This window comes from Dryocola clanedunensis subsp. sulfonylureivorans (genome assembly GCF_016756775.1).
GTDB lineage: Bacteria > Pseudomonadota > Gammaproteobacteria > Enterobacterales > Enterobacteriaceae > Dryocola > Dryocola clanedunensis.
The window spans coordinates 149,733-162,306 of the sequence record NZ_JAERMU010000005.1; the positions used below are offsets into that span (position 1 = coordinate 149,733).

General features: G+C 52.8%; 11 protein-coding genes. 1 reads left to right on the plus strand and 10 read right to left on the minus strand.

All coding sequences use genetic code 11. The features are described from left to right. Window positions 1–34 precede the first annotated feature (34 nt). Complete coding sequence (gene elyC, locus HYQ67_RS06740; RefSeq protein ID WP_202302649.1) at window positions 35–811, plus strand: envelope biogenesis factor ElyC; 777 nt, start codon at window positions 35–37, stop codon at window positions 809–811. Here the strand turns inward: elyC and HYQ67_RS06745 are convergent. The 10 genes from HYQ67_RS06745 to cmk all read right to left on the minus strand — a co-directional run bounded on the left by HYQ67_RS06745 (window position 791) and on the right by cmk (window position 12,244). After that, entirely contained in the window at window positions 791–1,684 is an 894-nt protein-coding gene (locus HYQ67_RS06745) for a YcbJ family phosphotransferase (RefSeq protein WP_202302651.1), read from the minus strand. The genes elyC and HYQ67_RS06745 overlap by 21 nt on opposite strands. 135 nt (window positions 1,685–1,819) lie before the next feature. Then, window positions 1,820–2,566: a 3-deoxy-manno-octulosonate cytidylyltransferase gene (kdsB, locus tag HYQ67_RS06750; protein ID WP_202302653.1), complete on the minus strand. Its 747-nt coding sequence runs from the start codon at window positions 2,564–2,566 to the stop codon at window positions 1,820–1,822. Next, the gene (gene ycaR / locus HYQ67_RS06755; protein ID WP_202302655.1) at window positions 2,563–2,745 is read right to left on the minus strand and encodes a protein YcaR; all 183 of its coding nucleotides are present in this window, start codon (window positions 2,743–2,745) and stop codon (window positions 2,563–2,565) included. The genes kdsB and ycaR overlap by 4 nt, the downstream gene beginning before the upstream one ends. 31 nt (window positions 2,746–2,776) lie before the next feature. Then, window positions 2,777–4,027, minus strand: a complete 1,251-nt coding sequence (locus HYQ67_RS06760) for a winged helix-turn-helix domain-containing protein (protein ID WP_202302657.1) — start codon at window positions 4,025–4,027, stop codon at window positions 2,777–2,779. A 46-nt stretch (window positions 4,028–4,073) separates the two neighbouring features. Beyond that, window positions 4,074–5,057: a tetraacyldisaccharide 4'-kinase gene (lpxK, locus tag HYQ67_RS06765; protein WP_202302659.1), complete on the minus strand. Its 984-nt coding sequence runs from the start codon at window positions 5,055–5,057 to the stop codon at window positions 4,074–4,076. Next, window positions 5,054–6,802 carry a lipid A ABC transporter ATP-binding protein/permease MsbA gene (gene msbA / locus HYQ67_RS06770; RefSeq protein WP_202302661.1) on the minus strand — a complete coding sequence of 583 codons (1,749 nt, stop codon included), beginning with the start codon at window positions 6,800–6,802 and terminating at the stop codon, window positions 5,054–5,056. Before msbA ends, lpxK begins: the two co-directional genes overlap by 4 nt. 37 nt (window positions 6,803–6,839) lie before the next feature. Continuing rightward, window positions 6,840–9,116 (minus strand): ComEC family protein, encoded by a 2,277-nt coding sequence (locus HYQ67_RS06775; RefSeq protein WP_202302663.1) that lies wholly within the window; start codon window positions 9,114–9,116, stop codon window positions 6,840–6,842. A gap of 204 nt (window positions 9,117–9,320) precedes the next feature. Further along, window positions 9,321–9,608, minus strand: a complete 288-nt coding sequence (gene ihfB / locus HYQ67_RS06780) for an integration host factor subunit beta (RefSeq protein ID WP_121267284.1) — start codon at window positions 9,606–9,608, stop codon at window positions 9,321–9,323. A gap of 90 nt (window positions 9,609–9,698) precedes the next feature. Beyond that, complete coding sequence (rpsA, locus tag HYQ67_RS06785) at window positions 9,699–11,372, minus strand: 30S ribosomal protein S1 (RefSeq protein WP_202302665.1); 1,674 nt, start codon at window positions 11,370–11,372, stop codon at window positions 9,699–9,701. Window positions 11,373–11,563: 191 nt separating this feature from the next. Then, a complete protein-coding gene (gene cmk / locus HYQ67_RS06790) occupies window positions 11,564–12,244 on the minus strand; it encodes a (d)CMP kinase (RefSeq protein WP_202302667.1) in 681 nt (226 codons plus the stop codon). Between the last annotated feature and the right edge of the window lie 330 nt (window positions 12,245–12,574).

Below are 12,574 nucleotides of genomic sequence, written 5' to 3' on the forward strand. Positions count from 1 at the left end.
GCCGCCTGGATGGTTAAAAAAGGACCCAGAATTCATGCTTTTCATGCTGAAAAAATTTATCGGTGGCCTGCTGCTGCCTCTGCCTGTACTCCTGATGCTGATTGGAGTGGCGATTTTATTACTCTGGTTTACCCGCTGGCAAAAAACGGGAAAAACGCTGCTCACTGCCGGATGGCTGGTATTATTCTTAATTAGCCTCCAGCCCGTTGCAGATGGTCTGCTAAAACCCATTGAGGATAAATACCCTACCTGGCGAGGCGGTGAACAGGTGAATTACATTGTGGTGCTGGGCGGCGGCTATACCTGGAATCCAGACTGGGCACCAAGCTCCAATCTCATCAGCAACAGCCTGCCGCGCGTCACGGAAGGCATTCGACTGTGGCAGGCGAACCCTGGGGCCAAAATGATTTTTACCGGCGCACCGGCTATGACTAACCCCGTGAGCACTGCTGAAGCAGGTGCGCGGGTCGCAGAAAGTCTCGGCGTGCCTCGCGATGCAATCATTACTCTGGATACGCCAAAGGATACGGAAGAGGAGGCCGCGGCGGTAGCCAGGCAAATTGGCAAACAGCCGTTTTTGCTGGTCACTTCTGCCTCACACTTACCCCGCGCGATGATTTTCTTCAGGCACGCAGGGTTAAATCCTCTGCCTGCGCCTGCTAACCAGACCGCTATCGATTCACCGCTAAACCCCTGGGAAAAAATCACGCCCTCCCCGCTATGGCTCATGCATAGCGACCGGGTAGCCTATGAAACCCTGGGTCGGGCATGGCAATGGCTCAAGGGGGCGTCAGGCAATCCAGGGGAGTAATCCCTTCGATGCAGCATCAAAAGCGGGCCTGTTTACGCGGCCCGTTTGTACAAGCTGCGCGACGGCATCCCAAAGAACATAAAGCCAGCGTCGCCACAGGAATGACTCCGCTACGGGTGCTCGTTGTAAATAATGCCAGAACAGGCTTTCCGCCTGCCCTTCTTCGTACAGGCGGAAGATTTCATATTCACGTGGCGCCCAGAGCATCACCCCTGGATTGATCATCGCCAGCAGCTGATCGCTGCGCCCATCTTTGAGCATGCTGCGCAGCGTGAAGTTGCCGTGTACAAGTACACAGTTATCGTTAAAGCCGTCGAACATACGCGGCAGACATTCCCGAGAGCGGAACAGAATCCGCCGGTCCTGCATCGTCAGGCCGGTATTCTTGTATTGATTTAAGGTATTCCAGAGTACTTCAACGCGCTGCCGATACCAGGAAGGCCAGATATTTTCCTGCGTACTGTCCACGCAGCCGACGCAGCCTGCGCTGTCCACTCGATGCCATGCCAGTAAGCCTTCAACTATTTGATCTTTCAGCTGCTCCCAGCGCTCCGGCGTCCTGGCCGGCGCTTCTACAGCCACGCCGCGCAGACGCTCCATCAGAATGACATCAGGGCCCGGATGATCGTCATGGCTTACGATGCCATAGACTACCGGCAGGCGAAGGGTTCCCGTGCGGGCAAGCATCGACATTTTCCAGGCCTGCTGCGCGGCCAGTCCGGGCGTGTTAAAGCTTTTAGCAAGCAGCGGCATAGCGTGCCCGTCGCTGTCATAGAGCGCCCAGACAGCGGTATTCGTCCGCTCGCTGATACATTCGATGCGGCTCAGTTTTTCTCCCAGCAGATGACTTAACTCCTTACGCAGCAGCTCCATAACCCATTACCCCTAAAAATACTGGTATTTTTCATTCTGAGCGCGCTTTGGCGATATGTCATCCCTTGAGATCAATATGTCGGCAGATAGTAAAAAACCGGCGCGTTGGCCGGTTTGTTTGCAGCAAAGGCAGAACTAGCGCATGGCAACACGCACGCGTTCCAGATCCTCTGGCGTATCTACGCCTATGCTCGGGATCTCTTTGGCGACGGCAACGTGGATTTTTTCGCCGTTCCACAATACGCGAAGCTGCTCAAGCATTTCGATTTGCTCAAGCTGGCTTGGTTCCCAGCTGATGTAGCGACGAATAAATCCAGCGCGATAGCCGTAGATGCCGATGTGGCGCAGGAAAGTGTCTCCAATTTGCTCGCGGGACTGGGCAAAGCGATCGCGATCCCATGGAATAGTCGCACGGGAGAAATAGAGCGCGTAGCCCTGTGCATCCATCACCACTTTTACGGCGTTCGGGTTAAAGGCTTCTTCCGCCGAGTCGATCGGTACGGCAAGCGTTGCCATCCCCGCCTGGCTGTTCGCGACATTGTCAGCCACCTGGCGAATGATGACCGGTGGGATCATCGGCTCATCACCCTGCACGTTAACAATGATGGTGTCGTCGCTAAAAGCGCATTTTTCAATGACTTCAGCCAGACGCTCGGTGCCGGACTGATGGTCGGCACGGGTCATGCAAACTTCCCCACCGGCAGCTTCAACCGCACGGGCGACGTCTTCGCTGTCCGTGGCAACGATGATACGTTCAGCACCAGACTCACGAGCGCGCTCAAGCACGTGAACAACCATTGGTTTGCCGTTAATGTCTTTTAACGGCTTGCCCGGTAGACGCGTGGATGCAAAGCGGGCGGGAATAATAGCCACAAAACTCATGGGTTAGTCTCGTCGAGGGTCAGTGTACGTGCCTCGGTTTCCAGCAGTACTGGAATACCGTCACGGAACGGGAAGGCCAGGCCGTCAGGCTTGCAAATAAGTTCCTGCTTTTCCTGATTATAGTAGAGCTTGCCGTTGCAAACCGGGCAGGCAATAATTTCAAGTAAACGATGATCCATAGTTACTCCAGAATGGGCGCCATCAAGGGCGTCAGGATAACATATCTGATGCGTTGTTCGGGGCAATTTCCCATTCTCCTCCCCAGGCTGAGGCGAGCGTTGCCGGAATATTCCCCGTAGCGATCCGTGAAGCCCCTTGCCAACGGCCAAACTCGCTTAATGCATCATGAAGGCCCGAAATCAGCGACTTATCCGGTTTTACGCTTTCCTCAAGATACAGGCTGATAATTTCCAGAACGCCATGCTTACGATGCATCTTTGCATCCATTCGTCCCACCAGCTCCCCCTTGTGCAACAGAGGAAGAACAAAATAGCCGTACCTGCGCTTTTCAGCCGGGGTATAGCACTCAAGGCGATAAGAGAAGTTAAACAATGTCTCTGCGCGTTTACGATCCCAGACCACGGGGTCGAAGGGCGACAGTACCGCACTGTGGGTGGCTTTGAGTTTGTTCTGCTCGGCTTGCGGCAGCAAAGGGAAAAGGGAGCGATGCAGATACATTTCACCTGACGTCTCTACCTGAACTGATATTACCTCCCCCTCCTCAACCCACTTCGCAACCAGGGTTTTTATGTCGATGTTCTTCAGCCTGTAATAATCTGCCAGCCACTCCGGGCGGAAAATACCCAGGCTGCGGGCGCTTTTTTGCAACATAAGGCTTTCAGCGTCATGCTGCTCAATAAGATGTCGTTCATCATCCCAGTCGGGCATCACGCGGGAAGTAAGATCGTAGACGCGCTGGAAATTACGACGCTCCGTTACCATCACCTTGCCCGCCGTAAACAATCCTTCCAGATGTTTTTTATGCGGTTTCCATTCCCACCAGCCGCTGACCCCTTTACGAGGATGTTCGAAATCCATCGAGCGAACGGGGCCGTTCTCCTGAATGAACGCCAGTAATTTCTCAATCTCCTGCGCGTTTTCGGTCATCCATTCCGGGCGATATTTCCATCCCATATTCTCCGGGCTCAGCATCCTGTGGCGCACCAGCGCAAAATCCTCTTTCGGCATAAAACAGGCTTCGTGCGCCCAGTATTCAATAAGCTCGCCACGAAATAACGCGTCATCAAGCCATTCCGGCGCGTAGCGGCCAAGGCGACTAAAAAGGACCAGATAGGGGCTGCGGGCGACAATATTGATGGTGTCGATCTGCAGCAGAGACATCTGATTAATCGTGCGGAGGATATCGGACGGGCGAGCGCTGCGGCGGGGTTTGTGCAGCAGTCCCTGGGCTGCCAGGTGGAGGTTTCTGGCGGAGCGTAAAGTCAGGCGCGGTATGGACATAGCGTCTCCCTGTCATCAACAAACCCGTTAATGTCCGCGCTGAAACTTATTTGATCAGCGCGCTCACTGAATTCAGCAGCTGTGCTGCCTGCGGTTCGGACAGATGGGCATCTACCGGTAAGTACCACCAGTTATCATGACCCGCCGCAAAAGCCCGGCATTTCACCGCATCTTTTTCGGTCATCAGTAACGTCTGTCCGCTCTGAACAAGCTTTGAGACGTCCGCTTCGTTTAGCGCCTGGTGATCCGCAAGGCCGACGGTACGGACAGGCTCTAAACCACACTGTTTTAGCGTAGCGAAAAAGCGCGGGGGATGGCCAATACCCGCCATAGCAACAACATTTTGCAGTGTCTGCACGGCGCGACGTTCATCTGTATTGAGATTAACCGCCTCGCCCGGTTGCAGGCACATGGCAATTTCACCCGCCTTTGCTTCTCCGCCGTTAACGATAACTGCATCAACGGACTGCAAACGTCCGGCTCTTTCACGCATCGGGCCTGCGGGTAGCCACCAGCCGTTGCCAAACCGACGAACGCCATCCACGACGACAATTTCTTTATCGCGGGCTAAAGCGTAATGCTGCAAGCCGTCATCAGTGATGATTATCTGCGGCTGAGCATGTTCAATCAGAGCTTTTACCGCAGCGCTGCGGTCGGGCGCAACGGCTACGGGAGCACCGGTACGCTGATAAATTAATACTGGCTCGTCGCCCGCCTGATCCGTTGTGCTCTGAGGAGTGAGCAGCAGCGGATAGTTCTCTGCTTTACCGCCATATCCACGTGATACAACGCCTGCCCGAATTCCCCGAGCCTGTAACTGCTCCACAAGCCAGATAACAACAGGCGTTTTGCCATTACCGCCCGCAGTCAGGTTACCGACCACGACAACAGGCACTGGCGAATGCCATGCCTTGCGTAACCCGAGTTTATAGCTAAGACGAATGGCCCCGCTCACCAGGCCATAGAGCCAGGCGAGCGGTAACAACAGCAGGTAGAGAGGAGATTTTCCCGACCAGATGCGTTCTATCATTCGCCGAACTGCATCTTATGCAGCTGAGCGTACACGCCGCGATGAGCGATCAGCTCAGCGTGAGGGCCACGCTCAACGATACGGCCATCTTCCACGACGATGATTTCGTCAGCCTGTTCGATAGTAGACAGGCGGTGCGCAATAACCAATGACGTACGGTTTTTCTGCAGCTCATCTAACGCCGCCTGGATAGCACGTTCAGATTCAGTATCCAGTGCCGAAGTTGCTTCATCCAGAATCAAAATCGGGCTGTCGCGCAATAAGGCACGAGCAATAGCGATACGCTGGCGTTGGCCACCGGAAAGCAGCACGCCGTTCTCACCAATTATTGTGTCCAGACCGTTATCCATCTTCTCGATAAAGTCCATCGCATAGGCCATACGCGCTGCTTTTTCGATGTCTTCACGGCTGTATTGTTCAGTACGCGCGTAAGCAATGTTATTCGCGATGGTATCGTTAAAGAGGTGTACATTCTGAGAGACCAGAGCGACCTGATTACGCAGCGATGAAAGCGTATATTCACGTAAATCTACACCGTCAATCTGAATGCTCCCTTCCTGAATATCGTAAAAACGAGTGATCAGGCTGGCGATGGTAGACTTGCCCGAGCCTGAACGTCCAACCAATGCCACCATTTTACCGGCAGGGATCTCGAGGTTGATATTGCGCAGCGCGGGTGCATCACGGCCTGGATAAGTGAAGGTCACATCGCGGAAGGCAACGTCACCTTTGGCGCGTTCAATCGTACGGGTACCTTCGTCTTTCTCCTGCTCTGAATCCAGAATTGAGAACAGAGTCTGACAGGCCGCCATGCCACGCTGGAACTGCGCGTTGACGTTAGTCAGAGATTTCAACGGACGCATCAGCGCAATCATTGAAGAGAAGACGACGGTGATAGTACCGGCAGTCAGGGTTTCCATCACGCTCGGGAAGCTGGCAGCATAAAGCACGAAGGCCAAAGCCAGGGAAGCGATAAGCTGTATGATCGGGTCAGAAATAGACGATGCCGAAACCAGTTTCATTCCCTGATGACGCATGCGGTTACTGACTTTATTGAAACGTTCCGTTTCAACTTCCTGTCCACCAAAAATCAGAACTTCTTTATGCCCTTTGAGCATCTGCTCGGCGCTGGTCGTCACCTGACCCATCGTGTTCTGCATGTTTTTGCTGATGTTACGGAAGCGTTTGGAGACGAAACGAATGGCAAAAGAGACGACAGGTGCAAGCACAATCAGAATCAGCGACAGCTGCCAGCTATACCAGAACATCAGCACAAACAGGCCAATGATCGAGGCACCTTCACGCACGACGGTGATCAGCGCGCTGGAGGATGAAGAAGCAACCTGCTCTGAGTCATAGGTGATACGGGACAGCAGCGTGCCCGTTGACTGTTGGTCAAAGAACGCGACGGGCATCCCCATCATATGGCTGAACAGACGGCGACGCATGTTCATCACCACCTGACCAGAAACCCATGAAATACAGTAACTTGAAATATAACTTGTGACACCACGCATCACCATCAGTCCGATGACGACCAGCGGCATCCATAACAAAACGGACTTGTCCGCTTTACCAAAACCATCATCCAGTAACGGTTTGAGCAGCGATAGCATAAAAGTATCGCTGGCTGCGTTGAGGATTAACGCAATCCCAGCCACGATCAGACCTGCTTTAAAAGGCGAAATCATCGGCCACAAACGGCGGAAGGTCTGTAATGTGGAGAGATCTTTATCGTTCTGCATTAAGTCGAACCAGCTTGTTATGAAATAGCCGCATATTCTACCTACTATATTGAGTTACGCCAAACCACTGATGGTACCAACGGGGCAAAATTTGCTCTCTGAAGCCGATGATTTGCCATTTATCACTGTTTATTCGAATACTGATCTGTCCGGTATGGGCCGTGTCGTACCACTGATAACCCTGCTTCAGATATCGTTCGGTCACTTTCACTGACGGTAAATGCCAGGCGTTATAGCGAGAAGCAGAGGCTAACGCGACCTGACCGGAGACGGCACGTAGTAATGGGCTGCCTGACGATGTTCGGCTACCGTGATGAGGAACCTGAATAATATCAGCCTCTAAAGTTCGCCATCTCCCCTTGAGCATAGCCAATTCTGCCCCGGCCTCCACATCGCCGGTTAATAAAAGTCGAAAGTGACCGTCGCTGACCATCACGACACAAGAGCCATTATTCCCTTTGTTATCACTGCCCGCCGGGGGCCAGTGAACGGTAAAATCCAGCTGCTGCCATTTCCAGCTTTGCCCTTCAAAGCAGGGGCGATGGTTAACCCATCCGAGCGAGCTGCGAACCTCTAACGTTGGCCACGCCTTCAGCAAACTGTTAAGCCCGCCGCGGTGATCAAGATGCTCGTGGCTGATAATCACGCCTTCAGGAGTAATATTTTTCCAGCGTAACCAGGGAATAATAGCTTGTTGCGCAGCATCGCCAGCGGGCCAGGCTCCGCCGGTGTCATAAAGAATTGCCCTGCCGTGCCGGACAATGGCAACAGCAAGCCCGTGCCCGACGTCCAGCATGGTAACTTCCCATGATGAAGGGTCTTTCTTATTTATCAGTCCCGTGGAAAGAGTGCCCAGACAAACACCAAGCACTGCAACAGACGCAGGAGAGATTCGCCACAGCCCCAGTCGATAAACGATAATGGCCAGCCATCCGCACAGGCTTATTGCCAGAAATCGAGAGTCCAGTTCCAGCCAGCCGCCGGGCAACCTGTGAAGAAGGAAAAATAACTGCCCCAGCAATGTATCGACCGTCAGCCAAATCGCTTCGTTAACCCAGGGAATAGCTGTCAACATCAGGCCGGCCAGCAGTAAAGGAACAACCAGAAAGGAAACGAAGGGGACGGCTATCAGATTGGCCAGCAGCGCGTTGATACTGATGCCATGAAACATGAAGATTTGCAGCGGTATCAGCAAAAGCGTGATACCAACCTGGAGATGGACAAGGCCAACGGGATAGCGGATATACCATTTACTGCATGCCAGTACACGAGGCAACGGCATCCACTGATACCAGAATATCAGGCCAGCCACCGCCAACGCTGATAACCAAAAACTGTCTGACAGCAACGTCAACGGGTCGCAAAATAGTATTCCCGCCACGCAGCATAGCCAAACGTCCCAGCCTGACCACTGCCGCCCGGTCAGGCGCAAAGCAGTCCAAAATGTCAGACCTGTCAGGGCCCTTATTGCCGGAGGGTTACCACCCGCAAGCCAGCAATAGACAACTGCGGTAAACAGACTGGCCAACAAGGGCAGCCGGTAGTCCACCCGATGAGCAGGCAGCAAAAACTGGCAACAACGAGCCAGCAGCCAACCTATTCCCGCAGCCAACGAGATATGAAGTCCTGAGATTGCCATCAGGTGAGCCGTTCCCGTCAAACGTAGCAGGCTTTTCACTTCAGAAGTCATGCCTGCGCGCTCTCCAAACGAGAGTGCCATGATGATCCCCTGCCATTTCAGACGCTGGGTTGCTGTCGTGACCCTGGCCATCCATTGCGCGCGAGAAGTACACGCTTCGCTAAGCCGGGTTGCTTTAACAACTTTGCCACGCAATGGCGTATGCTGTGCCAGGGCATAGCGCTGGCTGTCAAATCCGCCCTCATTCAGTTGCCCATGTACCGGGCTTAATCGTAGCGTCATTAGCCACTTCTGTCCCTGACACACTGATGCCGGAAGAGATACGCCTTTTAAAACCACGCCCACCGGTGGGAAGAGAAGGTGGTTATCGACACGGGTTATTTGCAGCTCATGTTTTTGAGCGCCGTCCGTACGCGTAATGACGACCTGCGTGACAATCGGCTTGCGGACTAGCTTCTCAAAAGGCTCCAGGCTTTCTCGCGCCGCAAGCAACCCCCAGCATAGAGTCATGACAAAGATCGCGACGTAGCGACACGTCCGTTGCTTCATAATCAGCAGACATAGACCTGCGGCCAGCAGCACCGCTATGGCATGACTCTCGGGAATAGCCGGTAGCCATAGCAACGGTACTATTCCCGCGATAACACTTATGCATAGCCCAGGCAGATTTAACACTCTCACCTCCTTGTTCAAGAAAGTGTGCCGCGGCAAGCAAGGAGCGTCGAATGGGGAAAATAGAATTTGCGCAGGGCTTTCAGAGAAACATGAGGTGCGGACATTCGTCACAAAGATTTTTGCGAGCAGTGCCGAAGAATACAAATTGCGGACATAAAAAAACGGCACCCGAAGGTCCCGTTTTTAACAGCTCAGTCCGTGGACTCAGTTGCCGTAAATATTGGCGCGGTCACGTAGCTCTTTACCTGGTTTAAAGTGCGGAACGTATTTACCTTCCAGATCCACTTTATCGCCAGTTTTCGGGTTACGACCGGTGCGAGGCGCGCGATAGTGTAAGGAGAAACTGCCGAAACCCCGGATTTCAATGCGCTCGCCGAGGGCAAGCGTAGAGGCCATATGTTCCAACATCTCTTTTACTGCATCTTCCACGGCCTTAGCGGGAATATGAGATTGCTGGGTAGCAAGTCTTTCGATCAATTCTGACTTGGTCATGATTCCTCCGGTTTCCTTTCAGGAAAATTAGCTTACAGCTATCAATCGAACAAGGGCGGCCGTAGCCGCCCTGATTTAGCGCTCGGACGATTACTCGCCTTTAGCTGCTTTGAATGCTTCAGCCATTGCGTTAGAGAAGTTGCCTTCTTCCTGTTTGTTGTTAACAGTCGCAATTGCATCTTTCTCGTCAGCTTCGTCTTTAGCACGAACAGACAGGCTTACAACACGGTTTTTACGGTCAACGCCAGTGAATTTAGCTTCAACGTCGTCGCCTACGTTCAGAACCAGAGTTGCATCTTCAACGCGGTCACGGGACGCTTCAGAAGCACGCAGGTAGCCTTCTACGCCATCTGCTAATTCAACTGTAGCACCTTTCGCGTCAACTGCCGTTACTTTACCAGTAACGATAGTACCTTTCTTGTTCAGCGCAACGTAGTTGTTGAACGGATCTTCTGCGAGCTGTTTAACGCCCAGGGAGATACGTTCGCGCTCTGCGTCAACCTGCAGAACCACAGCTGCGATTTCGTCGCCTTTCTTGTATTCACGTACTGCTTCTTCGCCTGTAACGTTCCAGGAGATGTCAGACAGGTGAACCAGGCCGTCGATACCGCCGTCCAGGCCGATGAAGATACCGAAGTCAGTGATAGACTTGATTTTACCTTCAACGCGGTCGCCCTTGTTGTGGGTCTCAGCAAACTGCTGCCATGGGTTGTTTTTGCACTGCTTCAGGCCCAGGGAGATACGACGACGTTCTTCGTCGATATCCAGAACCATAACTTCCACTACGTCACCAACGTTAACAACTTTGGATGGGTGGATGTTTTTGTTGGTCCAGTCCATTTCTGAAACGTGCACCAGGCCTTCAACGCCTTCTTCGATTTCAACGAAGCAGCCGTAGTCGGTCAGGTTGGTCACGCGGCCAGTCAGACGAGTCCCTTCTGGGTAACGCTTAGCGATAGCTACCCATGGATCTTCGCCCAGCTGCTTCAGGCCCAGAGAAACACGAGTACGCTCGCGGTCGAACTTCAGCACTTTAACAGTGATTTCGTCGCCAACGTTCACGATTTCGCTTGGATGCTTAACGCGTTTCCATGCCATGTCAGTGATGTGCAGCAGGCCATCAACGCCGCCCAGATCAACGAATGCACCGTAGTCAGTAAGGTTCTTAACGATACCTTTAACTTCCATGCCTTCCTGCAGGTTTTCCAGCAGCTGATCGCGTTCTGCGCTGTTTTCAGATTCAATAACAGCACGGCGAGAAACAACAACGTTGTTACGTTTCTGGTCAAGCTTGATTACTTTGAACTCAAGCTCTTTGCCTTCGAGGTGCAGAGTGTCGCGAACCGGACGAACGTCAACCAGGGAACCTGGCAGGAACGCGCGAATACCGTTCAGCTCAACAGTGAAGCCACCTTTAACTTTACCGTTGATAACACCGACCACAGTTTCAGCTTCTTCGTAAGCTTTTTCCAGCGTGATCCAGGCTTCGTGACGCTTAGCTTTCTCACGGGACAGCAGAGTTTCGCCGAAGCCATCTTCAACTGCGTCCAGAGCAACATCAACTTCGTCGCCTACCTGGATTTCCAGTTCGCCAGCAGCGTTTTTGAATTGCTCAGCAGGGATCGCAGACTCAGATTTCAGACCGGCGTCAACCAGTACTACGTCTTTGTCGATAGCAACTACAACGCCACGAACGATGGAACCCGGACGGGTTTCGATTGTTAACAGGGATTCTTCAAAGAGTTGAGCGAAAGATTCAGTCATGTTGTTAATCTTCAAGGTTCTTTAGTTTAACGTCCATTTAGCGTCCCGCCGAATGGGGTTGTTTGACATACCCCGCCATTGGCTCCATGCCGACAGGGTTAGATTACAGCGGGCAAATTTTACCCGATCTGTAGAGATATCGCCATGCCAGTGGCATGACAATATTGACAAAATTCTTAGTTCATGGCGGCTTACGCTGCCAGTACTTCCCTTGCATAGGCCAGTGCGCGCTCGATGACTTCGTCAATCGACATGCTGGTCGAATCCAGCACTAAGGCATCTGCTGCAGGCACAAGTGGCGCTACGGACCGATTCCGATCGCGATCGTCGCGTTCTTTTATTTCGGCCAAAAGGCGTTCAAAGTTAACACTAAAGCCCTTTTCCTGCAACTGTAGCATACGCCGGTGCGCGCGTTCCTCTGAGGAAGCATCGAGGAAAATTTTTACCGGGGCGTCCGGAAAGACTACCGTGCCCATGTCTCGTCCGTCCGCAATCAGTCCTGGTGCTTCACGGAAAGCACGTTGGCGGCGCAATAGCGCTTCGCGCACGCGCGGGAAAGCGGCAACTTGTGAGGCTGCATTAGCCACTTCCTGAGTCCGAATCTCACCGCTAACGTCTTCGCCTTCCAGAATCACTTCCAGATTACCGTCGGTCGCCACGAAACGGACATCAAGGTGCGCCGCTAAAGGGACCAATGCTTCTTCGGAGGTCACATCCACCTGGTGGTGTAACGCAGCCAGAGCAAGCACCCGGTAGATTGCGCCGGAGTCGAGCAGATGCCATTGCAGCGCTTCCGCCATGGCCTTACACAGCGTGCCTTTACCTGCACCGCTAGGGCCATCAATGGTTATTACTGGAGCGGGTGCCGTCATCTTTTTCTCCTTCTCGCAGGAATGCGGGCTTAAGTCGTAAACGCCGCGCATTATACGTCAGCCCTGCCAGGACTGTTATCTTTCCTGCGAAATATCCTCAGGATCAAGGCTGAGTGTAGAAGATTTGCGCAACAACGTTGTAAGGAAACGTAGAGGGATAAAAAAACCGCATCGAATGATGCGGTTACAGACTGATGACAAACCTAAAGCGAATGAATTTCGCCAGCATCTCACCGAATAAATAACAAGGAAAATCAATTCATTGATTTTCGCCTGCTTACCACAAAGAAGGAAAAACCACGCTTTTTCCTTCTTTGTCAGTAATCTAAA